The organism is uncultured Senegalimassilia sp. (assembly GCF_934630535.1).
Taxonomy (GTDB): domain Bacteria; phylum Actinomycetota; class Coriobacteriia; order Coriobacteriales; family Eggerthellaceae; genus Senegalimassilia.
In genome coordinates, this window is record NZ_CAKTVU010000003.1 from 150,911 (window position 1) to 174,788 (window position 23,878).

A 23,878-nucleotide genomic window follows, 5' to 3' on the forward strand; every position below is an offset into this window, starting at 1 on the left:
CATGCGGCATGCATAGAGAACAGGAATGCAAATGCTTAAGATTTACGACACCAAACTTCGCGAGAAGGTGCCTTTCGAGTCGCTCGAGCACGGGAAAATCGGCATGTACGTGTGCGGTCCCACCGTCTACAACTACATTCACATCGGCAACGCACGCACCTTCGTCAGCTTCGACGTCATCCGCCGCTACCTTTCCTGGCGCGGCTTCGATGTGAAGTTCGTCTCCAACATCACCGATGTCGATGACAAGATCATCAAGAAGGCTAACGAAGAGGGTCGCAGCGCGGCCGAGGTGGCCGCCGAGTATTCGCAGGCCTTCCTTGACGACATGCACGCCATGAACGTGCAGGACCCGGATGTGCGCCCGCGCGCAACCGAGGAGATCCCCGAGATGATCCAGCTCATCCAGGAGCTCATCGACGGCGGCCACGCGTACGAGGTCGAAGGCGATGTCTACTTCAGCGTGCGCAGCTACGCCGATTACGGTGCGCTGTCCGGTCGCAACATCGATGAGATGGAAGGCGGCCATCGCGAGCTGCGCGCCGACGGACAGGGCCTGGAAGACCGCAAGCGCGACCACCTCGACTTCGCGCTGTGGAAGGCCGCCAAGCCCGGCGAGCCCTCTTGGGAAAGCCCGTGGGGTCAGGGTCGTCCCGGCTGGCACATCGAGTGCTCGGCCATGTCGCGCAAGTACCTGGGCCTGCCCTTCGACATCCACGGCGGCGGCGCCGATTTGGTGTTCCCGCATCATGAGAACGAGCGCGCCCAGTCCGAGGCCGCATGCGGCTGCACCTTCGCCAACCACTGGATGCACAGCGGCATGCTGCAGATCAACCACGAGAAGATGAGCAAATCGCTGGGCAACTTCCTGCTGTTGCGCGACATCCTGAAAACCACGTCCCCCGATGTGCTGCGTTTCCTTATGCTGCAAACGCATTATCGCAGCCCGCTCGATTTCTCGGAAGAGCGCCTCGACGAGGCCGCATCCGCGCTTTCCCGCATCGAGAACGCCGTGCGCAACCTTGATTGGCAGATGAAGAACGCGCAGGATGCGCCCAGCCCGCTTGATACGCAGGCCATCCTGAAGCAGGCGAAGTCCACGCGCGTCGAGTTCGTCTTGGCCATGGACGACGACTTCAACGCCCCGCGCGCACTGGGCGAGGTGTTTGACCTGGTCGGTTTTGCGAACACCCAGATCGCCGACAAAACGCTGGCGCTCTCCGACGTCCCCGCCGTGCGCGATCTGCGTGAGACCATCACCACGCTCATGCGCGTGTTCGGCGTGGAGGTTGCCCCGCAGGATTGGGAGGACAATCAGGCCGACGCATATCCGACCGAGGTCGTTGACCTGGCGAAACAGGTTGCCGGCTACGAAGGTTCCGATGCGCACGAGGCTGTCGATGCCCTGCTCGAGGCTCGTGCCACCGCGCGTGCCGAGAAGAACTGGGCCGTGGCCGATGCCGTGCGCGATGGCCTTACGGGGCTGGGCTTCACCATCGAGGACACCCCTCAGGGTGCTCGCGTCAGCTACGACCCCTCCGAGGGCAAGTAGGCTAAAACCGACGTTGCGGGCCGCTGCGCCGCTTCGTTCCCGTCTTCAACCTTGCGGGCGTGGCCGAAAGGCCGCGCCCGGCCTGCCTGACGCAAGATGCGTTTCGCCGGGCCTGAAGCGAAGGTGCCGGATTTGCCGTGCGGCATCCGGCTGGATGGGTTCGAGGCCGCGCGGCGGCTTTCGTGTTTGTACTGGACCGATTACCACGAAGATTGCTACCGATGACTGATTTTTCAACAACCGAGCTTCTCGCTCCTGCGGGCGGCCGCAGCCAGCTCGAGGCGGCCGTGCGTTTTGGAGCCGATGCGGTGTACCTGGCGGCCGATAGGTTTGGCATGCGCCAGCGCGCCGAGAACTTCACGCTTGATGACATCCCGTCCGCCGTCGCGTTCGCGCATGCGGCGGGCGCGAAGGTGTACGTGACGGTGAACACGCTTATGAACCAGGCGGATATCGCCGCCCTGCCGCCGTATCTGGAGGCCCTTGACGCCTCGGGCGCCGACGCGCTCATCGTCAGCGACCTCGGTGCATTTTCCCTGGCGAAACGTTATGCGCCGCATATGGAGCTGCATGTGAGCACGCAGGCTTCCGTGATGAACGCCGAAGCTGCGCGCACCTGGCATGACCTGGGCGCATCGCGCGTGGTGGTCGCGCGCGAGATGAGCGTGGAGGATATCGCCGAGTTGCGCGCGCAGGCGCCGCGCGATCTTGAGATCGAGGCGTTCGTGCATGGCGCCATGTGCATGGCCTTCTCGGGGCGTTGCATGTTGTCGGCGGCCATGACGGGGCGCTCGGGCAACAAAGGCTATTGCGCGCAGCCGTGCCGATGGAGCTATGCGCTCGTCGAGGAAAAGCGCCCCGGCGCGTATTACCCCATCGAGGAGGATGTGCGCGGCACTTATGTCATGAACGCGCACGACCTGTGCATGATCGAGCATCTCGATGAGCTGGCGCAAGCTGGCGTCAGCTCGTTTAAGATCGAGGGCCGTAACAAGCGCGCGTTTTACGTTGCCACGGTGGTGCATGCTTATCGGGCGGTCATGGATGGCGCAGATCCGTCTGCGGTCATGTCCGACTTGCACGCCATTTCGCATCGCCCCTATGGCACCGGCTTCTATTTCGGTCAGCCAAGCCAACGCCAGGAGCGCGATGGCTACGACAAGGATTACCTGCATGCGGCCACAGTGACCAGTTGCAGCCCCGAAGGGGAGGGCAGGTGGCGAATCGAGGCCACGTGCCACAACCGTTTCCGCGAAGGCGATGAGATTGAGGCGCTTTCGCCGCGAAAAGCCATTGCGGCGGTGAACGTAAAGGGCCTCACCTGGCTGGCGCAGCCAAGCGAAGACCGTCCCAATCCGTCCCCTGAGCCGGTGCCGGTAGCCAATCGCACTATGGAAACCTATGCGTTCACCAGCGATATCTCCTTGCAGCCGGGCGATTTGCTGCGCATCCGCGTGGATTCCGCCCCTCAAGGCGCGCAGGAAGTGAGGGCATGAGCTGCTCCGAGACGGCATCCGCGGCGGAGACGCCTAGCCGCGCGCGCGGCAATCTCATGATCTTGGTGCTGGCGCTTAGCTGCTTCGTGTTCGGGTGCGCCTACCAATACATCTTGGGCGTACCTGATCAAGTCGCGCAAATCGCCGGCATCGACCTCTCCCAGGTTAGCCTCATGATGGGCGTCTACGGCGTGTGCAACGCCATCGGCACGCCGCTTCTGGTCATGGCGCTCACCTCGCGCGGCCCGAAAACGTTGCTGCTGGTCAGCCTCGCGCTTATGGCGGTGGGTATGGCCATTTGCGCCGCCACCCCCATCTATCCCGTCATTTTGACGGGTCGTGCCGTCATGGGCGTGGGCAACGGCACCTTCGCGGCAACCGCCTATATCGCGGCAAGCCGCATCGCGGGTCCTTCGCGCGCCGCATCGGCCATGTCGAACGTGGCGCTGGGCTTCAGCGCTTCGTTCGTCTTCGCGCTTCCCGCTGCGCACATGCTGCGCAGCGTCATCACCTGGCAGCAGGCGTATCGGGTGCTCGTCGTCGCAGCGTGCATCGCGTTCGCGGTCATCGCGCTCATCGTTCGCGTACCCGAGGCGCCGAGCAGCTCGTCGACAGGGCAGGGTCGTCGCAGCGCCGATGCGCTGCGCGTGTTCCGCAACCCCTGCGTGGTGCTGCCGCTGATCTGCACCGTGCTCATGTTCGTGGGATACGCCTCCATGAACACCTACATCACGCCGTTCATGGAAAGCGTGCTTCCCCAGCCGGAGTGGGTGAGCGGCTCCCTGTTCGCGTTCGGGCTGATGAGCATGATCGGCTCGAAGGCAAGCGGCTGGGCCGCCGATCGCTTCGGTTCGGCTTCGGCGGTTATCGGTTGCGTGGCGCTTCAGGCGGCAACGCTGGTGAGCCTGGGGCTTGTCACGGGGTCATGGCCTGCGGCGCTGGCGGCGGCATGCCTGTGGACGGGTATATCCTGGGGATTCTTACCGGCGCAGAATTCGTTCATCATGCTCAACGCTGGGGACGAGGCGGCGTTCGCCGTCAGCTTGTCGAACTCCTCGTTGCAGCTCGGCAGCGCGCTCGGGTCGTTCGCAGCGGGTGTGTTCATCACCTGTATGCCGCTTTTGGCGATGCCGTTCGTCTCCGCTGCCTTCACCGCCTGCGCGGTCGCCGCGGAAATCGCGGCGTTGCGTTTGTCCCGCAGGCCGAAGCGCGTGCGATAAGGTCAACCGTTCGGCTATTGCGATTTCCTTTGCCCATTCGGCGGTTTGCTATGCAAGGGGTAGACGCTGCGGTGTAATATATGCTCAACAGATTCGATGCAGGGGTGCCCGGCGGCAACGTCGGCGCTGAGAGGGCGTAAGCCTAACCCTTTGAACCTGTCCAGGTAACGCTGGCGTAGGGAGCATCTCTCGTGCACGGACGAGGGCGCTATCTTCTACGGTAGCGTCCTCGTTTTTCGTTGCAAAGGAGAGAATATGATCGAACAAAGCAAGCTCGAAGCTTCCATCGCGAAGGCGGCCGCGGACGTGCGCGCCAACAATCCCCTGGCCGGGTCCATCACCAACACCGTCACCATCGATTTCGTGGCCAATGCCCAGCTTGCCGTTGGCGGCTCTGCGGCCATGGTCTATCTGCCTGATGAAGGCGAGACCCTGGTTGCCGCAGGCGGCGCCGTGTACCTGAACATGGGCACGCTGTTCCCCGTGTACGAGGAAACCATCCCGCGCACGGCTGCCGCGGCTCAGGCCGCCGGCAAGCCGTGGGTGCTCGATCCAGTGGGCATCGGCATCGGCAGCCTGCGCACCAAGCTGCTGTCTGGCCTGAAGCAGCACAAGCCCGCCATCATCCGCGGCAACGCTTCCGAGATCATCGCGCTGGCCGGCCTGTGGGGCCTTGAGGGCACTGCCGACGATCTTTCCCGCGCCCGCGGCGTCGACACCGCCGACACGGTGGAAGCTGCGCGCGCGGCGGCTATCGCGCTGGCTCGCTATACGGAAGGCGCCGTCGTCATCTCCGGCGAGTCCGACCTGGTCACCGACGGGCATTCGGTCGTCATCAGCCATGGCGGCAGCGCGCTCATGGGCAAGGTCACCGGCTTCGGCTGCTCGCAGGGCGGCGTGCTCGCGGTGTACGCCACGCAAACCGATCCGTTCACGGCCGCTGTCGCCGCGGTGAACCACTACAACCTGGCGGGCGTTGCAGCTGCCGCAGCGGCGGATGCTCCGGCAAGCTTCAAGGTCGCCTTCATCGACGAGCTGTTCCGCGCAACCCCCGAGGCCGTCGCCGGCAATCCCATCGAGATCCAGGAGGCATAGCATCGTGAATGCGCTGGTTGCCGTGGCCATCGCCCCGTTCGGCGTGGGCGATGAGCTTGCACCTGAGGTGGCCGAGGTGGTTCGCGTTATCCGCGAATCGGGCCTGCCCAATAAAACCTATTCGATGTTCACCGAGATCGAAGGCGAGTGGGACGAGGTCATGCGCGTGGTCCGCGATGCCACGTTCGTTTTGGCCCAGAAGGGCATCCGCACCGAGGTCGTCTTGAAAGCGGATGTTCGCCCCGGGTTCGAGAACATGATGGAGCAGAAGGTCCGAAGCGTCGACGCCATCCTTGAGAACAGCGTCGATGGGGATGCCGGTAAGGGGGAATAACATGAGCATGCGAGACAACCTGGATATTTCCGCATATCTGGTGCTGGGGCCGGAAAATACCTTGGGCCGACCCGTTGCCGACGTGGTCGCCCAGGCCATCGCTGCAGGGTTCACCTGCGTGCAGGTGCGCTCGAAGGAGTGCTCGGCTCGCGAGCTTATCTCCTGCACGGCCCAGGTATCCGAGGTCATACGGCAGGCCGGCGCGCAAGATCGCGTGGCGCTGCTCATCGACGACCGTCTGGATGCGGTGTATGCCGTCCGTCAGCAGGGAGTCAAGGTCGATGGCGTGCATGTGGGCCAGACCGACATCCCCGTCGAGGCGTGCCGCGCCCTGCTCGGTCCCGATGCGGTGGTGGGCCTTTCCGCTCGCGCCGACGAGATGCTCGAGTATGTGAAAACCGCTGATATGTCGCTGGTCGACTATCTGGGCGTCGGGCCGCTGCATGAGACTCCCACGAAAACCGATTGCGGTCTGGCGGCCGATGGCACCATCATCACGAAAAGCCTCGAAGACCTGGCGGCGCTTCACCAGGCAAGCCCCGTTCCCATTGTGGTGGGCGGGGGAGTGAAGGTGTCCGACATCCCCGCCGTCGCCCAAACCGGCGTCGACGGCTTCTTCGTGGTGTCTGCGGTGTGCGCCGCGCCTGACCCGCATGCAGCCGCTCAAGAGCTTGTGCAAGCATGGAACGCTGCGAAGGAAGCTAGCTAACGCAATTACGAAAAGGGCCCGCTCGATCGAGCGGGCCCTACCTATTTATATATGAGTCTCAGTGCGGCGTGTCCGGCCTAGTCTTGCAGCAGCTTCTCCGCGTACGCTAGCTTCACGCAGCAAACGAACACGTCAAGCGCCGCATCCAATTCCTCAACGGGCGGCAGGCTGGGGGCGATGCGGATGTTGCTATCGGCCGGGTCTTGCTTGTACGGCCAGGTGGCGCCTGCGCCCGTCATGGTGACGCCGGCGTTCTTGGCAAGTTCCACGATCCTCTTCGCGCATCCGGCAGGGGCGTCGAACGAGACGAAGTACCCGCCGCGCGGCTTGCTCCAGCTGCAACCGCCGATTTCACCCAAGCCCTCGGACAGCTTGCGGTCCACCAGCTCGAACTTGGGGCGCAGGATGGCGGCATGCTTCGCCATGTGCTCAGCTAAGCCCTTCCCGTCGTGCAGGAACCTCACGTGACGCAGCTGATTGAGTTTGTCGTGGCCGATGATCTGCGGGCTCATATGCGCCTTCATGTCCGCGATGTTGGCTCTGCTTGCCGCCATCGCCGAAATGCCCGCGCCGGGGAAGGTGACCTTGCTGGTGGAGGCGAACTTGAAGCAGCGGTCGGGGTTTCCGGCATCATCGCAGGCGCGACGGATGTCGAGCAGCTGATCTTGCAGAGCTGCATCGTCGTTCAGATGATGGATCCCGTACGCGTTATCCCAGAAGATACGGAAATCATCGGCTGCGCAAGGCATGGCGGCCAAGCGGCGTACAACCTCGTCGGAATAGGTGGCGCCGCTGGGATTCGAGTACTTCGGCACGCACCAGATGCCCTTGATAGAGGCGTCTTCGGCCACCAGGCGCTCCACCTCGTCCATGTCCGGACCGTCTTCGTTCATGGCGACGGGGATCATCTTGATGCCGAACGCCTCGGTCACTCCGAAGTGCCTATCGTAACCCGGGCAAGGACACAGCCATTTCACCTCGTCAAGCTTGCACCAAGGCGTATGGCCCAACGTGCCGAACATCCAGCAGCGCGCCATGGTGTCGTACATGATGTTCAAGCTGGAGTTGCCGAACACCATCACATGCTCAGCGTCGTCGTCGAGCATGACGGCCATAAGGCGCTTCGCCTCGGGAATGCCGTCGAGCACGCCGTAGTTTCGGCAGTCCGTGCCGTCCTCGGCCGTGCAGTCGTCGAAATCGGCGATGCAGGCGAGCATGGGCATGCTCAGGTCAAGCTGTGCGCGGGAGGGTTTGCCGCGCGCCATGTTCAGAGCTAGCCCCTTTGCCTTGAAAGACTCGTATTCGCGGGTGAGCTCATCGTGCGTTGATTCCAACGCTTCTCGGGCAAGCTCTGCGTAAACTGGCATCGTGGTGCATCCTTTCGCCGTTTGCGGGGTAGGAACAATCGAAAACACCTACCTGAGGTAGGCAAAGTCAAGTATAATCCCAGCGTCAATGCAAACAATCGACTGGTCGTTAAATGCGTCCGTTTCCCGTATTTCGGCGATGCCGGCTGGAGGGCCGTGCGGTTTGTCGGGGGGAGCGGGCCTTGAAAACGGCATAAGGGGCGGGCACAGATTATGGGATCGAATGATTTGCTGGTCGTTTTGGCCATGGTTATCTACTTCGTCGTGGTGCTGGCGGTAGGCTTCTCCTACGCCAAGCGCTCGAATTCCTCTACCGACGAGTACTTTATCGGCGGCCGAAAGGTGGGCCCGTGGTTCACGGCGCTGTCCGCCGAGGCATCCGACATGTCGGGCTATCTGCTCATGGGCATCCCCGGCCTTGCTTACTTCTTCGGTGCATCCGAGGCCATGTGGACTTGCATCGGCCTTGCGATCGGCACGTATTTGAACTGGCTGTTCGTGGCTAAGCGTTTGCGTCAGTACTCCGAGCGCGTGCACGCCATCACCATCCCGGCCTTCTTCTCCAATCGCTTCCATGATAAGAAGAACATCTTGTCAACGGTGGCCGCGGTGATCATCTTGCTGTTCTTCTGCGTGTACACGGGTAGCTGCTTTGTCACCTGCGGCAAGCTGTTCCACACGCTGTTCGGCATCGATTACGCTGCCATGATGATCTTCGGCGCCGTGGTGGTGTTCGCCTACACGCTGGTGGGCGGCTATCTTTCGGTTGTGGCAACCGACTTCATCCAGGGTTGCCTGATGTTCTTCGCCCTGGCCGTCGTGCTCATCGGCTCCATCGCCTCCGTCGGCGGCGTCGATACCACGGTGGCTTTCCTGCAGAATATTCCCGGTTTCTTGAACGGCGGTCAGCTCACCACGCCCATCATGGATGCGAATACGGGTTTGCAGGCGGTCCAGGGCGATCAGCCGTTGTTCGGCGAGCCTACCGAGTATGGTCTTCTCACCATCATCTCCACCTTGGCTTGGGGTCTTGGCTACTTCGGCATGCCGCAGGTGCTCGTGCGCTTCCTGGGCATCCGCTCCGCTGAGGAGGTTCGCCAGTCGCGCATCATCGCCGTGGTGTGGGTCGTTATCTCCATGGTGTGCGCCCTGTGCATCGGCTTCATCGGCCGAGCCATGCTGCCCACGTATTTCGGCACCAATGCGGCCGCTGAGAACATCTTCATCGTCATCGCTCAGATGATCCTGCCCGCCTTCATGTGCGGCGTGGTGGTATCCGGCATCCTGGCGGCTTCCATGTCCTCGGCTTCGTCGTATCTGCTCATCACCGGTTCGTCTGTGGCGGAGAACATCTTCCGCGGCGTCATCAAGCGCGATGCTACCGATCGCCAGGTCATGATCGTTTCCCGTATCACGCTGGCGGTGGTCATGATCATCGGCATCGTCATCGCCTTGGACGAGAATTCCGTCATTTTCCGCGTCGTCTCTTACGCGTGGGCCGGCCTCGGCGCATCCTTCGGTCCACTCGTGCTGTGCAGCCTGTATTGGCGTCGCACGAACCTGCCCGGTGCGCTTGCGGGCATGCTTGGCGGTGCTATCACGGTGGTGGTTTGGCATAACTTCATCAAACCGCTTGGCGGCGTGTTCGGCATCTACGAGCTTCTGCCGGCCTTCATCATCTCGCTCGTGTGTATCTTCGTGGTCTCTAAGCTCACGGCAGAGCCCTCGCAGGAGATCTACGACGAGTTCGATCACTACACCGAGGCGCGCATGGACGAGGATGTGAATCCCACGGCTGCATAGTCGAATGCGATGCATATATAGGTAACGAAACGGGGAAGGGGCCTTGAGCGTCCTTCCCCGTTTCCTGTTTTCGGAGATTTGCGCTAAAGCATACTCGTGAGCTGGTTTTATGAACGCAAGCACACAAGCGTTTTTCCCGCAACCGCTCTCCGTGCTATCATATGCGATGCTATTGCCCGTAATCACAGTACCTAAGCTCAATCTAGGAGGTTCTTGGATGAGCCAATCTATAATCGATCTCAGCAGGCGAGCATTCATCGGCGGCGCTGCGGCGCTTGGCGCCACGTCGCTTATCATCCCCGAGTTCGCATTTGCTGAAACGGCAGCTGAAAAGCAGGCGGAGGCGGATGCCGTTCGCAATCAGCTGGTCGGCTTGCAGGCCGATCTTGAAACCGCCGGCGAGAACTACTATGCAGCTCTCGACGAGCAGGAAAGCGCCCAGCGCTCCATGGAGGAGCAGCAGGTTAAGATCGACGAGACCACCGAGGAAATCGAGGGTCTGCAAGATCGCCTGAGCACGCGTGCCCGCAGCATGTACCGCTCTGGCTCCACCACGTTCATCGACTTCCTGCTCGGTGCTTCGTCTTTTGCCGAGTTCACCCAGAACTGGGAGCTGCTGAACCAAATCAATGCCAACGATGCCGATTTGGTCGATCAGACCAAGGCCGCTCGTGAGCAACTGCAGGCTGCCAAGGACGAGTTTGCCCGTCAGGAGCAGATCGCCGCTCAGAAGGCTGCAGAGTGCAAGCAGATCCACGACGAGGTTCAGGTCAAGGTGCAGAACGCCACCGAGCTCATGAACTCCCTTGACGAAGAAGCACGCGCACTGCTCGAGCAGGAGCAGGCTGCGGCAGCGGCCGCAGCGGCTGCTCAGCAGCAGGCAGAGGCTGAGGCTGCAGCAGCGGCTGCCGGCGGCAACAGCGGCGGAAGCGATGGCGGCAACCAGGGCGGCGGCAGCAGCGATAACCAAGGCGGCGGCAACGGCGGCGGCGGTGGCGGCAGCTGGGGCGGCGGCAACGGCGGCGGTGGCAGCACCATCGTCTATCCCAGCGGCGGCGGTTCCGCTGGCGACAACAGCGCTGCGTATTCCTACGCCTGCTCGCGTATCGGCTGCCCCTACGTATGGGGCGCTGAGGGACCGGATTCGTTCGACTGCTCCGGTTTGGTCACGTGGGCATATCGTCAGCTTGGCATCGAGCTGCCGCATCAGAGCGAATCTCAGATGGCTCGTGCTACCCGTGTGGTATCCGTCAGCGAGGCGCGTCCTGGCGACGTTCTGTGGCGTTACGGCCACGTGGGAATCGCCGGCGGCTACGGCGGCACCCCGTATGTGCATGCGCCTACGTTCGGCGCATATGTGCGCAACACCGACTCGCTTTCGTGGTCGAACTTCACGAACGCGTTGCAGTTCTAGACTGCATAGGTTCTAGAAGACATAACCTGATCAGCATGTAATCGGGGGAAGGCATATAAGCCTTCCCCCGATTTGTTTTAAGGCATGTGATTGATGGGGCAATGCGCAATTCCGGAAGAGGGAAGTGATGGGATCCAATGGGTGCAGAGCCTTCGTTGCGGGATACTTCAATCGATGCCAGGGTAGAGGAAGGGAATTGTTCAAATGGCGTTAGGGCCGCGTTGCCATAAGCTGAACAGGGAAAACAATACCCGCTATGCGAAGGAGGCAGCTCTCCTCATGCAGGAAAAGTTCCATCTTTCAAAAAAAGTTGAAAAAAGGGGTTGCCACAACGTTCACTATCCCGTAATATACTTCCTCGCTTGCGGAGCTCACGACAGCGAGCTTCGGAGTGGAACGCCTGCTGGAAAGCTTAAGGCCAACAGCAACGGGTGAATGAGGATTCAAAGCTTTGTGAAGGTTTGAAGAGGATACACCCGGGGCCGTGTAAAGGGTTGACACGGTTTCTCAGCTAGCGTATGATTCCACTGCTCGCGCGTTCGGGTTCTCACCGATCCGCAAGCAGGCAGCTTGATAAATGCACATGAATTAAGCAGCGAAACATGGGCGTGTGCCCGAGTGGTTAAAGGGGACGGGCTGTAAACCCGTTGACTCTGTCTACCTAGGTTCGAATCCTAGCGCGCCCACCATCTTTCGCCTGTGTAGCTCAGTCGGTAGAGCACTTCCTTGGTAAGGAAGAGGTCGTCGGTTCAAGTCCGATCGCAGGCTCCAGCTTTTTGGCGGTGTAGCTCAGTTGGTTAGAGCACACGGTTCATACCCGTGGCGTCACTGGTTCGAATCCAGTCACCGCTACCAATACTTACACTGCGCCCGATTTATCGGGCGCTTTATTTTAGATTCGTTTCGCGAAAGCGATCCTTATAAGGAGGATGAAACATGGCTAAGGAGAAGTTCGAGCGTTCCAAGCCGCATGTTAACATCGGCACCATCGGTCACGTTGACCACGGTAAGACGACGCTGACTGCTGCTATTTCCAAGACGCTGTCCGAGAACGACGGCTCCCATGGCACCGCTCACGCTGACTTCACCGCCTTCGAGAACATCGACAAGGCTCCCGAGGAGCGCGAGCGCGGCATCACGATCTCCATCGCTCACATCGAGTACGAGACCGATGCTCGCCACTATGCTCACGTTGACTGCCCTGGTCACGCTGACTACGTAAAGAACATGATCACCGGTGCTGCCCAGATGGACGGCGCTATCCTGGTTATCGCTGCTACCGACGGCCCCATGGCTCAGACCCGCGAGCACATCCTGCTCGCCCGTCAGGTCGGCGTTCCCTACATCGTCGTGTTCCTGAACAAGTGCGATATGGTCGACGACGAGGAGCTCATCGAGCTCGTCGAGATGGAGACCCGCGAGCTGCTGACCGAGTACGAGTTCCCCGGAGACGACATCCCGGTCATCCGCGGTTCTGCTCTGAAGGCCCTGGAGGGTGACAAGGAGTGGCAGGACAAGGTTTGGGAGCTCATGGACGCTGTTGACTCCTACATCCCCACGCCGGAGCGCGACGTTGACAAGCCGTTCCTGATGGCTGTCGAGGACACCATGACCATCACCGGCCGTGGTACCGTTGCTACCGGTCGTGTCGAGCGTGGCGTTCTGCATGTGAACGACCCGCTGGAGATCGTCGGTATCAAGGAGACCCAGAACACGGTCTGCACCGGCATCGAGATGTTCCGTAAGCTGCTGGACGAGGCTCAGGCTGGCGACAACATCGGCTGCCTGCTCCGCGGCATTAAGCGCGAGGATATCGAGCGCGGCCAGGTTCTCTGCAAGCCTGGTAGCGTTACCCCGCACCAGAAGTTCGAGGGCCAGGTCTACATCCTGACCAAGGAAGAGGGCGGCCGTCACACCCCGTTCTTCGATGGCTATCGTCCGCAGTTCTACTTCCGCACCACCGACATCACCGGTGTTGCTCACCTGCCCGAGGGCACCGAGATGGTTATGCCTGGCGACAACGTGACCATCACCGCTGAGCTGATTCACCCGGTGGCAATGGAGGAAGGCCTCCGCTTCGCTATCCGTGAGGGTGGCCGCACCGTTGGTTCTGGTCGAGTGACCAAGATCATCGCTTAGTTTTAAGCTGCAGCTTTCAAAGGGCCCGCTTACGGGCGGGCCCTATTTTAAGATTCATGTGTATGCGTTCAAGCTTGTTTGAATACGGCTTATAAGGAGAGTTCATGCGCACGATGGTTACCTTGGCGTGTACGGAGTGCAAGCGCCGTAACTACACGACCAAGAAGAACAAGCAGAACAACCCTGATCGTATCGAGTTGAAGAAGTATTGCAAGTGGTGCCAGAAGCACACCCTGCATAAGGAAACCCGATAGTTTTCAGAGGTTAGCACGGGCATAGGCCAGTAGCTCCAATTGGTAGAGCGGCGGTCTCCAAAACCGCATGTTGGGGGTTCGAGTCCCTCCTGGCCTGCCAGCTCGAATAGCGAGCAGCTTGTAGTCAGGTTGCTAATTTGATCAGCAGCTTGATGCCAGGCTGCTTGTTTGGCGTTTAGAGGTAAAACGATCCCTAAAGGAATCAGATGGCTAAGAAATCAAAAACTCAGCGTGCGAAGGCTTCTGCCGCTCGCGCCGCTCGTAAGGAAGCTCGTCAGGCCGAGGCAGCAGCTGAGGCGTTGAAGCAAGCTCAGGGCGAAAGCGCTGATACCGAGGCTCCTAAGAAGAAGCTCTTCGGTAAATCCTCCCAAGCCGATGGTTCTGCAAAAGATGCCAAGCAAGGTAAGGCTGTGGAAAAGAAGACCGAGAAGAAGGCTTCTAAGCCCAAGAAGAAGCGTTTCCAGTTCTTCAAGGATGTTAAGGCTGAGATGAAGCGCGTCACCTGGCCTAGTCGCCAGGATGTTCTGCGCTGGAGCGTTGTCGTTGTTGCCGCGCTTCTCTTCTTCGGTATTTACGTTGCTGTTCTTGACAATGGCATTATCACACCGCTGTTGTTTTTGATTTCCGGATTGGGGGCATAAGGCATGTCGAAGAAATGGTATGTGCTTCACACCTACTCCGGCTATGAGAACAAGGTGAAGACCAACCTCGAAACCCGTATTGAAACCATGGGCCTCGAGAACAATGTCTTCGCAATCGAGATTCCTACCGAGACCGTTACCGAGATCAAAGAGGGCGGTCGTCGCAAGGAAAGCGAAAAGAAGGTCTTCCCTGGGTACGTTCTGGTTCGCATGGAGCTTGACGATCGCAGCTGGGCTGCCGTTCGCAATACTCCTGGCGTTACCGGTTTCGTCGGCGCCGATAGCAAGCCTGCGCCGCTCACCCGTGATGAGTACAACAAGATTATGAAGCGTACTACTCACGAGGCTCCTAAGAAGACTTCTACCAATCTTGAGGCAGGGCAGGCCGTCAAGGTCGTTTCCGGTCCTTTGGCTGAGTTTGATGGCGTTGTTTCCGAGGTAATGCCCGACGCCGGCAAGGTCAAGGTTATGGTTTCGATCTTCGGTCGTGAAACCCCAGTGGAGCTTTCGTTCGATCAGGTTTCCTGCATATAGAATGGTCTCTGCAGTTTCAAGGCGTGCCCGCGTGGACCGGGGCTTCTCATTCCTTAGGCTGTGAAGATATATAGTGCAAAAGCATTTTGAAAGGTAATTAGAATGGCTGAGAAGAAAGTTACCGGCTTCGTCAAGCTGCAGATTCCTGCTGGCGCTGCGAATCCGGCCCCGCCCGTCGGCCCGGCTCTGGGTGCTCAGGGTGTCAACATCATGCAGTTCTGCCAAGCGTTCAACGCTCAGACGCAGGAGCAGAAGGGCACCATCATCCCTGTCGAGATCACGGTGTACGAAGATAAGTCCTTCACCTTTATCTGCAAGACCCCGCCGGCGGCCGTGCTGATCAAGGAGAAGCTGGGCCTGAAGTCCGCTTCCGGTATCCCGCAACTGAAGTTCGTGGGCACCCTTACCCAGGATCAGCTCCGCGAGATCGCTGAGATCAAGCTCCCCGACCTGAACGCAAACGACATTGATGCCGCTATGCGTATCGTTGCCGGCACCGCTCGTTCCATGGGCGTTCGCGTTGAGGGCGTCGAGATGAAGAAGACCTATGTGCCTTCCAAGAAGCTGGCCGCTATCCTCAGGGGCGAGGCTTAAGAAACCCGCATCGTTAGATGCATACGATTTTAATCAGTGGAAGGGCTTTGCGTTAGAAGCCGCATAAGCTCGCTACGAACCACGAAAGGAACTATCATGGCAAAGCATTCCAAGGCTTACCGCGCTGCCGTCGAGAAGATCGGCGATGCAACCTACGCTCCGCTTGAGGCGTTCGCAATGGTGAAGGAAGTCGCCACCACCAAGTTCGACCAGACCATCGAGGCTCATTTCCGTCTGGGTATCGACACCCGTCAGGCTGATCAGCAGCTGCGTGGCACGGTCTCCCTGCCGAACGGCTCTGGTAAGACCGTCCGTGTTGCCGTCTTCGCCGAGGGCGCTGCTGCAGACGCTGCTCGCGAGGCTGGCGCTGACATTGTCGGCACCGATGAGCTGACCGCTCAGATCCAGGCTGGCGAGTTCAACTTCGACGCCGCCGTTGCTACTCCTGATCAGATGGGCAAGGTTGGCCGTCTGGGCAAGATTCTCGGCCCCCGTGGCCTGATGCCGAACCCGAAGCTCGGCACGGTTACCCCGAACGTTGCTCAGGCTATCAAGGAGCTCAAGGGCGGCCGCGTTGAGTATCGCGCTGACCGTTACGGCATTGCTCATGTCATCATCGGCAAGGCAAGCTTCACCCCCGAGCAGCTCGCTGAGAACTATGGCGCTGTCTACGACGAGATTCTGCGCATGAAGCCTGCTGCTGCTAAGGGCAAGTACGTCAAGTCCGTCAGCGTTTCCGGTACCATGACTCCGGGTGTTGCTGTCGACTCCTCCGTGAACAAGAACTACACGGTTGCTGCTGAATAAGCATCTCAGCCATTTCAGCTAATATAGAGCGGTCCTTCGGGGCCGCTCTTTCTATATAGTGGGCTTGTGTCAGAACGTCATCGGCGTGTGCGTAAATTAGTCAATGCCAAATGGTTGCATTGGTCTTAAACGCATATTGCTTGGGTTATGAGTTAGGAGCATGGTGGCATGGCGGTTATCTTGAAGTCTCCCGGCGAGATCGAGGCCATGAAGGCTGCAGGGCAGCTTTCCGCAGAAGTATTGCGCAAGGTAGGGGAGCTTGTGAAGCCCGGCGTCTCTACGTTGGAGCTTGACGAGTTTGCCGAAACCTATATCCGTGAGCACGGTGGTATCCCGGCATTCAAGGGTTATGGCGGATTTCCGGGGACCATCTGCGCATCGGTGAACGAGCAGATCGTTCACGGCATTCCTTCGAAAAAGGTTGTGCTTCGGGATGGCGATATCCTCAGCGTTGATACTGGCGCAACTGTTGACGGTTGGGTGGGGGACAACGCCTGGACATTTGCCGTAGGGAAGACATCCGAGCAAAAGCGTAAGCTGCTTAAGGTTACCGAGGAGTGCATGTGGGCCGGTCTGGATTGCGCCGTGGCGGGTAACCATCTGGGAGATATCGGTCATGCTGTGCAATCGATTGCCGAGAATGCCGGCTTCGGAGTTGTTCGCGAGTATGTTGGCCATGGCGTGGGTAGAAATATGCACGAAGAGCCTAACGTACCCAATTACGGACATAGGCACTTGGGAATGAAGCTGCAGGTTGGCATGGTGCTGGCCATTGAGCCCATGATCAACATGGGCACCCGAAAAGTGCTTCAGGGCAAGGATGGGTGGCTGGTAAGCACGCGCGACGGAAAGCCGAGCGCCCACTTCGAGAAGATGGTCGCCATTACCGAAGATGGCCCCGTGATCATCACCACCGAACCGGACCACAAGCGTCCTCTGTAACAAGATTCCAAGGTACGCATAGTAAAGGGGGCGCAGCGTGTATACGCGCTGCGCCCCCTTTTAGCTTTACGGGAGGACAATTGGCAAGGGCCTTCTACTTCAGCTGCTTTCCGTTTGTGTCCCAGTAGAAGCGCTTGAACTTGCGGATCTGGTTCAGGTGCATGATCTTCGCCCACATGTTGTGCTTGAAGGAATCGGGCGCGTAATGCAGCGGATAGGGTTCGCTGGTGGCCTTCAGAGCCTTCAGGGCCTGAGCAAGGCGTTCTTGGTTGTCCATACTGCGTTTGAGCACGTAGGCGGGCACGCAGCAGTACAAGAACGGGTTGTAGGCCTCGTGGTACTCCACCGGCTGGCCCATGACGAACTCACGTACGATCAGCTCGATGAAGTTCTGTCCGCCAAGGCTCATGTAGTAGGTGTTGCGCCCGCATCGGGTGTTCACTTCGAAGAAGCGGAAGCTGCCGTCGCGGCTGTCGTATTTGATGTCGAAGTTGGCGAAGCCGCGATATTCCACATGGGACAGGAAGCGCTTGGCGCACGAGATGATGGCCTCCTCGCGCTCACCCATGATGCACAGCGGGTTGCCGAGTGCGGTGGGGTCGTGGTCCTGTAGGCACACCACGCCGCCTGCGACCACGCGCATGTCGCCGGAGGCGTCTGAGAACGTGGTAAGCGTGCGGATAGCGTCGTCGCCGCCGGGGATGAAATCCTGCAGCACCAGCAGGTTGTTGTAGTCCGAAGTGCGGATGCTGCGCCAAACCTGCGCAAGCTCTTCAGGGCTTTCGATCTCGTAGATCTTTCGCCAGCCTTCGATGGTGGGCTCGGCATCTTGGAACTGGGCCGAGTTGGAGGGCTTGGCGATAAGCGGGTACGGGAACTCGTTGACGGGAAGCTCGTCGGGGCCGTTCCCACAATCGAAGTACCACGTTTTCGGGAACGGGATGTCAAGCTCCTCGCAGATCTCGTAGAAGCGGCGCTTCTGCGTGATGTCGTCGAGCAGGGGGAAATCGATGTAGGGGACCACGAAGCCAAGGTCTTGCAGGCGCTGCTTGCCCTGCGAGAGCATACGGGCATGGCAGTCGTCGCAGCCCAAGATGAGCAGCGTTTTCTCAGGATGCGCGCCGTGGACCTCCTTCGCGATGCGCTCGAGCGCGTTGTACAGGCCCTCCTGCTCGTGGATATGCGGCTCCAGGCGATAGTCGGTGAAACGGCTTTCGGAGAGCATCTTGATGTTTTGCGTGGCAAGCACGATGGTGTTTTCGATACCGAAGGCGCGATGCAGTTCGCGCACGTAGCTGTAGGCAAGGATATCGCCGCCTACCACCACCGGTTGCAGCAAGTGCGCAACATCTTCGGTGCAGGTGATAGGTGCGGGATCGACGTTTGCGGTCATGAAATCTCCTTTGAGACCCGATAACGTTTGCAGCCTTGCATTATCGCACACGCCGGCAACCGCGCGTAGGCGTGACGCGCGTTTCGTGGAAAGTGCCCATAGGGCGGGGCGGTGGCGTATGATGAGCGAATGCAAAACACCCGTCGGCGAACCTGTGAGAGAAGGAGCTTTCCAAAGCATGTGCGGATTCGTGGGATTCACCGCCGTTGATTTCGATGAGGGCGTCAATCGCGCCATCGTCAAGGACATGGCGGATCGCATTATCCATCGCGGCCCTGATGATGAGGGCTTTTTCGTTAACGATGATGTGGCAATGGGCTTTCGCCGCTTGTCCATCATCGACCTTGAGGGCAGCCACCAGCCCATGCAGAACGCCGATGGCAGCGTGACCGTCACGTTCAACGGCGAGATCTACAACTTCCAGGAGCTGCGAGCCGAGCTTGAGGGCATGGGCTACCAGTTCAAGACCAACGGAGACACCGAGACCATCGTGCATGGCTATGAGGCCTGGGGCACGGGCGTGTTCGAGCGCCTGCGCGGCATGTTCGCCATCGCCATCTGGGATGCCAAGGAAAAGCAGCTGGTGCTCGCCCGCGATATCTTCGGCATCAAGCCGCTGTACTACCAGCATGAGGGCCGCCGTCTGATCTGGGGTAGCGAGATCAAGTCCTTCCTGGCGCACCCGCGCTTCAAGAAAGAGCTGAACCGCGAGGCCCTGCCGCAGTACCTGTGCTTCGAGTACATGAACGACTCGCAGACCATGTTCAAGGACGTCCACAAGATGACGCCCGGTCATTTCATGGTGCTCAAGGACGGCAAGACCACTATCGAGTGCTTCTACAAGATCACCTACAAGATCGATCGTTCCAAGGGCCTTGAGGAATGGGCCGACATCATCAAGGACACGTTCGACGAGAGCGTGCGCGCCCATGAGATCGCCGACGTGGAGATCGGCAGCTTCCTGTCCGGCGGCATCGATAGCTCGCTGGCCGCGTACTGCATGGGCCAGCATCACGACGAGGGCGTGAAGACGTTCTCCGTGGGCTACGACATCACCGGCAGCGAAGAGCAGCGCGACAAGGCCGAGAACGCCGGCTTCAAGATCAAGCTGGACGAGCTGAAGGACGCGCGCGAGTTCGCCGAATGGGCGGGGCTTTCCAATAAGGACGTGCAGGTCACGGCCAAGGAGTTCCTGGACATCGTCCCCACCGAGCAGTACCACATGGACGAGCCGCTCGGCGCGCCGTCGGCCATCCCGCTGTACTTCGTCAGCCAGCTTGCCTCCAAAGAGGTGAAGGTGGTGCAGTCCGGCGAGGGCGCCGACGAGCTGTTTGGCGGCTACTGGATCTACCACGACCAGTACGAGTTCTCCAAGTACTTCAAGGTGCCGCGTGCGCTGCGTGCGGCCGGTGGCGCAGTTGCTCAGAAGCTGCCGCCGTTCCATGGGCGCCATTTCGCCATGCGCGGCTCGGGCGGCCCAGAGAAGAGCTACCAGCGCGCGTGCATGAACTACATGTGGGACGAGGTGCCCCATGTTTTGAAGGGCTACAACGGCCCGTGCAAGCCGTGGGAATGGTGCAAGCCGCACTTCGATGAGGCTGCGGTGCAGATGGGCGGCGGCGACGTGATCACGCAGACGCAGTATGTGGACATGGTCTCCTACATGCCCTACGACATCTGCCTGAAGGCCGACCGCATGTCCATGGCTCACTCCCTTGAGCTGCGCGTTCCCTTCCTTGATAAGAAGGTGCTCGACGTGGCGCTGCAGCTGCCCACCGATTGCCGCGTCACCGATGAGCACTCGAAGTACGCACTGCGTCGTGCGGCTGCCCACTTGGGCTTCCCGCAGAAGGTGGCCGATATGCCCAAGCAGCCGTTCATCACGCCGCTGACCGTGTGGCTGCAGACCGACCTGTACTACGAGCGCATCAAAGAGGCGTTCACCAGCCCCGCTGCACACGAGTTCTTCAACGTGGACTACCTGATGAAGATGCTCGACGACCACCGCAGCGCCGACTTCAGCACGCAGGAGGGCCGCTCCAAGCTCAAGATGATGCGCATTTGGAACGTGTACTGCTTCCTGTGCTGGTATGAGGTGTTCTTCGGCGAGACGTCGAAGCAGTACGCTCCGAAGACGCAGGTGGCGTAAACGGGTTTGCGCGCCCGAGTGCGTGGGTGTGCGGGTTTTCCGTCGCGAACGGATAGATAGGGCTACGTCCCCAAAGTGTCCGGGTGACGGTTTGCTTGAGCTCTCCTGCATAGCGAAATGAGAAACGGCCGCGGATGGTTCCGCGGTCGTTTGTTTTGCGGGTGCGCTCGTTTGCGCGGGCTACTTGTCCCAGGCGATGAAGGCCCAGGTGATCACGCGGGGGTTGCGCAGACGCAGTGCCTTTTGCACACCGCCGTGGCCGTCGGGCGATCCGGCACGCTCGTTGGGAACGAGGTTGTCGTTGAGCCAAGCGTGCAGGCGCGCATAGGCGGCTTGGCGCTGTTTTTCGCCGACGATGGCGCCGGCGGCCCCGTCGATCATGCGGCGCAAGCTGTCCGCGGCTTGATCGGGGGTGTCGTAGGTATCGTTGCGCTCGGAGCAGATGAAGTCGACCTGGGGCAAGATGCCCTCGGCGGCCAAGATGTTGATGGCGTACAGGTAATCGGGGCACAGCGCATCCTTAAGCCCCAGCTCGGCCATGATGCGCTCGTCGGTGCGAGGGCTTGAGCCGGTGGTCAGCGTGATGCACACGCGCCGGCGTGCGATGTCGGTCAGGCGCAGCAGGCTGTCGCGCAGGTTGGCGGTGGCGATGCTGCGGGAGGCGGTGCACACGTCCACCATGCCCGGGCGCACGCCCTTGGCGGCCCAATCTTCCTCCCAGCTCAGCTGCATGGGGAAGACCGTGTGGACATCGGCCTGTTCAAGCGCCTCCGACATACGGTCGAGCATGCCGCGCGAGAAGTCGGCGGCGACCACCTTGTGGCCGGCCAGCCCGAGCGGCACGGCAAGCGCCCCGGTGCCGCATCCCATATCGAACACGGTTTCCCTGGGCTGGATATCCGCCAGCTCGATGAAACGTCGCGCGTAAGCGCTGGGTTCGGTGCTGGTGGGGAAGGTGTGGGAGCGGGAATCCCAGTAGGAGGGGTCATCGGCTTTGCGACGTACCTGCTGCAGCGCCATCCACTCCGCGTTCCAATCGGTGGTGGTGAGCTTCGGGATGAAGGGTTGCGCGTCGATGATGGATTCGGCGCCGTCAAGGGGGCGGCGAGCTGCCTGAGCGGCGGGTGCAGAGGGTTCGGGCGTGTTGTTTCCGGCCATTTTGAGCATCCCTTCTATGAAACGGCTTGGCGGCCGATATATTCGTTAGCACGTATAACCATAGTATCCGATTGCGCGCCCGCCTAAGCGACGGATGGGCAATCGTTCTCAGATAAGGAGCATACCATGCACGTAGAGCTGCTCTACCACACACCCGATCCGGAGCGCGCCATCGCCACGGCGGCGCGTTTGTGCTATGCACCTGTAGGCGCGGCCGAGCTGATGGAGACCATGCCGCCCGAGCGCATCAAGAGCGTGCTTACCACCATCATGTCCTCGGGGCATTTCAGCACTCTTGAACATGCAAGCTATACGTTCGCCGTCGACGGTGTGTCGCGAGCGCTTACGCATCAGCTTGTGCGCCATCGCATCGCCAGCTTCAACCAGCAAAGCCAGCGATACGTGAAGTTCACGGGCGACGTGGCAGTGGTCAAGCCTGAGAGCATCGCGGGCAACGCCGAGGCGTCCGAGGCGTTCGACAAGGCCATCCAGGCTGCGGTGGACGCCTACCATGCGCTGCTCGAGGCGGGCGTGCCCGCCGAGGACGCGCGCTATCTGCTGCCCAACGCTGCGGAGAGCAAGATCGTCATCACCATGAACGTTCGCGAGCTGCTGCATTTCTTCAGCTTGCGCTGCTGCAACCGCGCTCAGTGGGAGATCCGCGACATGGCGCACCGCATGCTGGAGCTGGCGCGTCCCACGGCTCCGTTCATCTTCGCCGACGCCGGCGCGCCGTGCGTGCGCGGTACATGCCCGGAAGGTAAGATGACCTGCGGAAACCCGTATCCGAAGGTCGTGCGTGAGTAACGTGGCGAAATCGAAGAGCGATCTTTCCCGCGCGTTTTCCGAGGACGGAGCGCGCAAGACGCACGTGGGCGGCCAGGCGCTGCTCGAGGGCGTGATGATGCGCGGCAAGTACAACTGGGCCGTGGGCGTGCGCGAGCCTGATGGCGGCGTGTACGAGGAGTCCCATGACCTTGCAAGCGGCCGCGCGAAGAACGGCTGGATGTACTGGCCGTGCGTGCGCGGCTGCCGTGCCATGGTGGAATCGCTGGTGCTGGGCTACAAGGCGTTGGAAATCGCCGCGCTCCATGCGTTCAGCGATGACGAGGAGGACGGGGCGGAATCAGCGCCGGCGCAACCGTGTGCTTCCGATTCTGCCGGCGAAACGTCTTCGTCCGACCCCTCTGATGCCTCGTTTTCCTGGAAGGACGATTTCGGCCGCCCCGACACCGTGATCGATGCCTTGGGTGTGCAGCGTGCGTTGGAGGTGGTCGCCGAGCCGGCCTCGGCCGATGACGCCACCGCTACGGCTGCAAGCGAGCCTTCGCCGAAGTCCGACGGCGATGCGGTGTTCGGCAAGAAGGAGATGGCGTTTTCCATGGTGCTGGGCCTGGTCATGGGTGTGGTGTTGTTCATCGTGGCGCCGGCGTTCATCACGAACCTGCTGGTGGGCGAGTACGATGCGCACACGCTTGCCTGGAACATCGTGGACGGCCTTTTGCGCGTTGCCGTGTTCGTGTTCTACATTTGGCTGATCGGGCGCATGAGCGACATCAAGCGCATGTTCGGATATCACGGCGCCGAGCACAAGACCATCCACTGCTACGAGCACGAGCTGCCGCTCACCCCGGAAAACGCGCGGCAGTTCCCGCGGCTGCACGTGCGCTGCGGCACGGCGTTTCTGATCATGGTGATGATCATCGCCATTTTGGTGTACACCGTCACACCGCTCAATGCACTTATCTCGGCGTGGGGCGTGCCCGATGGCGCCCCGAAGCTGGCGCTCGTTATCGCGGCGCGCATCGCGTTGATGCCGGTGATCGCGGGCATCAGCTACGAGATCACCGTGCGTTGGGCGGGCAGCCATCCGGAAAACCCGCTGGTGAAGGTGGTGCTGTGGCCGGGGATGCAGATGCAGTACCTGACCACCAACGAGCCCGACGATGGCATGCTCGAGTGCGCCATCGCCGCCATGCAGCAGGTGCTCGAGCGCGAGGAGCTTGAGGCGGCGAAAGCCGCCGCTGCGGCCAGGGGAGCTCAAGCGCAGGCTTAGCTGGTTACATAAGCGAAGAAGAAAGGCGGCTTGCGAGGGAATCGCAAGCCGCCTTCTGTATGTTGGGCGTTGCCAAGGATGGTCGCCGGCAGCGAACGGGACAGGTTGCGGGAAGCCCTGATACGCAAGGTTGCGTCTGGGAATTTGGCGTTAGGGGCCTCCGGCTTTGACCCGAATGCGCTCGCGTTCGACTAGGGTTTCAGTTTGTGGAGCGTAGGCTA

21 protein-coding genes, 4 tRNA genes and 1 riboswitch are annotated in these 23,878 nt (G+C 60.5%); of the genes, 22 read left to right on the top strand and 3 right to left on the bottom strand.

What is annotated here, in order from left to right:
• Positions 1-31: 31 nt before the first annotated feature.
• From cysS to Q0D52_RS03290, 6 genes are all read left to right on the top strand, one after another.
• On the top strand, positions 32-1,552 hold the full coding sequence (cysS, locus tag Q0D52_RS03265) for a cysteine--tRNA ligase (protein WP_294380100.1): 1,521 nt from the start codon (positions 32-34) through the stop codon (positions 1,550-1,552).
• A gap of 221 nt (positions 1,553-1,773) precedes the next feature.
• On the top strand, positions 1,774-3,048 hold the full coding sequence (locus Q0D52_RS03270) for a U32 family peptidase C-terminal domain-containing protein (RefSeq protein WP_294380102.1): 1,275 nt from the start codon (positions 1,774-1,776) through the stop codon (positions 3,046-3,048).
• Positions 3,045-4,268, top strand: coding sequence for an MFS transporter (locus Q0D52_RS03275; protein WP_294380104.1), 1,224 nt, complete (start codon positions 3,045-3,047; stop codon positions 4,266-4,268). The genes Q0D52_RS03270 and Q0D52_RS03275 overlap by 4 nt, the downstream gene beginning before the upstream one ends.
• A 90-nt stretch (positions 4,269-4,358) precedes the next feature.
• Positions 4,359-4,467: riboswitch (TPP riboswitch) on the top strand.
• Positions 4,468-4,523: 56 nt separating this feature from the next.
• The gene (gene thiM, locus Q0D52_RS03280) at positions 4,524-5,363 is read left to right on the top strand and encodes a hydroxyethylthiazole kinase (protein WP_294380106.1); all 840 of its coding nucleotides are present in this window, start codon (positions 4,524-4,526) and stop codon (positions 5,361-5,363) included.
• A 4-nt stretch (positions 5,364-5,367) separates the two neighbouring features.
• Positions 5,368-5,697 carry a thiamine-binding protein gene (locus tag Q0D52_RS03285; protein ID WP_294380108.1) on the top strand — a complete coding sequence of 110 codons (330 nt, stop codon included), beginning with the start codon at positions 5,368-5,370 and terminating at the stop codon, positions 5,695-5,697.
• Between the two features lies 1 nt (position 5,698).
• Positions 5,699-6,406 carry a thiamine phosphate synthase gene (locus tag Q0D52_RS03290; RefSeq protein ID WP_294380110.1) on the top strand — a complete coding sequence of 236 codons (708 nt, stop codon included), beginning with the start codon at positions 5,699-5,701 and terminating at the stop codon, positions 6,404-6,406.
• Between the two features lie 77 nt (positions 6,407-6,483).
• On the opposite strand, the gene Q0D52_RS03295 is transcribed toward Q0D52_RS03290, so the two are convergent.
• The gene (locus Q0D52_RS03295) at positions 6,484-7,773 is read right to left on the bottom strand and encodes an aminotransferase (protein WP_294380112.1); all 1,290 of its coding nucleotides are present in this window, start codon (positions 7,771-7,773) and stop codon (positions 6,484-6,486) included.
• Positions 7,774-7,986: 213 nt separating this feature from the next.
• On the opposite strand from Q0D52_RS03295, the gene Q0D52_RS03300 reads away from it, so the two are divergent.
• The 13 genes from Q0D52_RS03300 to map all read left to right on the top strand — a co-directional run bounded on the left by Q0D52_RS03300 (position 7,987) and on the right by map (position 16,901).
• Entirely contained in the window at positions 7,987-9,576 is a 1,590-nt protein-coding gene (locus Q0D52_RS03300) for a sodium/proline symporter (RefSeq protein ID WP_294380113.1), read from the top strand.
• Between the two features lie 217 nt (positions 9,577-9,793).
• Positions 9,794-10,990, top strand: a complete 1,197-nt coding sequence (locus Q0D52_RS03305) for a C40 family peptidase (protein ID WP_294380115.1) — start codon at positions 9,794-9,796, stop codon at positions 10,988-10,990.
• A 604-nt stretch (positions 10,991-11,594) separates the two neighbouring features.
• A tRNA-Tyr gene (locus Q0D52_RS03310) sits at positions 11,595-11,679 on the top strand.
• A gap of 6 nt (positions 11,680-11,685) precedes the next feature.
• Positions 11,686-11,761: transfer RNA gene (locus Q0D52_RS03315), tRNA-Thr, on the top strand.
• Positions 11,762-11,768: 7 nt separating this feature from the next.
• Positions 11,769-11,845, top strand: a tRNA-Met gene (locus tag Q0D52_RS03320).
• A gap of 81 nt (positions 11,846-11,926) precedes the next feature.
• Positions 11,927-13,129, top strand: coding sequence for an elongation factor Tu (tuf, locus tag Q0D52_RS03325; protein WP_294380118.1), 1,203 nt, complete (start codon positions 11,927-11,929; stop codon positions 13,127-13,129).
• Between the two features lie 104 nt (positions 13,130-13,233).
• Positions 13,234-13,383 (top strand): 50S ribosomal protein L33, encoded by a 150-nt coding sequence (rpmG, locus tag Q0D52_RS03330; RefSeq protein WP_042434722.1) that lies wholly within the window; start codon positions 13,234-13,236, stop codon positions 13,381-13,383.
• 23 nt (positions 13,384-13,406) lie between these two features.
• Positions 13,407-13,483, top strand: a tRNA-Trp gene (locus tag Q0D52_RS03335).
• Between the two features lie 106 nt (positions 13,484-13,589).
• A complete protein-coding gene (secE, locus tag Q0D52_RS03340) occupies positions 13,590-14,024 on the top strand; it encodes a preprotein translocase subunit SecE (RefSeq protein WP_294380119.1) in 435 nt (144 codons plus the stop codon).
• A gap of 3 nt (positions 14,025-14,027) precedes the next feature.
• On the top strand, positions 14,028-14,558 hold the full coding sequence (gene nusG, locus Q0D52_RS03345) for a transcription termination/antitermination protein NusG (protein WP_294380121.1): 531 nt from the start codon (positions 14,028-14,030) through the stop codon (positions 14,556-14,558).
• Positions 14,559-14,660: 102 nt separating this feature from the next.
• Positions 14,661-15,152 (top strand): 50S ribosomal protein L11, encoded by a 492-nt coding sequence (gene rplK / locus Q0D52_RS03350; protein WP_042434714.1) that lies wholly within the window; start codon positions 14,661-14,663, stop codon positions 15,150-15,152.
• Between the two features lie 96 nt (positions 15,153-15,248).
• The gene (gene rplA / locus Q0D52_RS03355) at positions 15,249-15,959 is read left to right on the top strand and encodes a 50S ribosomal protein L1 (RefSeq protein ID WP_042434711.1); all 711 of its coding nucleotides are present in this window, start codon (positions 15,249-15,251) and stop codon (positions 15,957-15,959) included.
• A gap of 168 nt (positions 15,960-16,127) precedes the next feature.
• A complete protein-coding gene (gene map, locus Q0D52_RS03360; protein WP_294361874.1) occupies positions 16,128-16,901 on the top strand; it encodes a type I methionyl aminopeptidase in 774 nt (257 codons plus the stop codon).
• A 94-nt stretch (positions 16,902-16,995) separates the two neighbouring features.
• Here the strand turns inward: map and Q0D52_RS03365 are convergent, their stop codons facing one another.
• A complete protein-coding gene (locus Q0D52_RS03365; protein WP_294380123.1) occupies positions 16,996-18,294 on the bottom strand; it encodes a hypothetical protein in 1,299 nt (432 codons plus the stop codon).
• Between the two features lie 178 nt (positions 18,295-18,472).
• Between Q0D52_RS03365 and asnB the strand changes: the two genes are divergently transcribed.
• Entirely contained in the window at positions 18,473-20,443 is a 1,971-nt protein-coding gene (gene asnB / locus Q0D52_RS03370; RefSeq protein ID WP_294380125.1) for an asparagine synthase (glutamine-hydrolyzing), read from the top strand.
• A 180-nt stretch (positions 20,444-20,623) separates the two neighbouring features.
• On the opposite strand, the gene Q0D52_RS03375 is transcribed toward asnB, so the two are convergent.
• Positions 20,624-21,601 (bottom strand): methyltransferase domain-containing protein, encoded by a 978-nt coding sequence (locus Q0D52_RS03375; RefSeq protein ID WP_294380127.1) that lies wholly within the window; start codon positions 21,599-21,601, stop codon positions 20,624-20,626.
• A 126-nt stretch (positions 21,602-21,727) separates the two neighbouring features.
• On the opposite strand from Q0D52_RS03375, the gene thyX reads away from it, so the two are divergent.
• The gene (thyX, locus tag Q0D52_RS03380; protein ID WP_294380129.1) at positions 21,728-22,408 is read left to right on the top strand and encodes an FAD-dependent thymidylate synthase; all 681 of its coding nucleotides are present in this window, start codon (positions 21,728-21,730) and stop codon (positions 22,406-22,408) included.
• A complete protein-coding gene (locus tag Q0D52_RS03385; protein WP_294380131.1) occupies positions 22,401-23,657 on the top strand; it encodes a DUF1385 domain-containing protein in 1,257 nt (418 codons plus the stop codon). The genes thyX and Q0D52_RS03385 overlap by 8 nt, the downstream gene beginning before the upstream one ends.
• Positions 23,658-23,878: the final 221 nt, after the last annotated feature.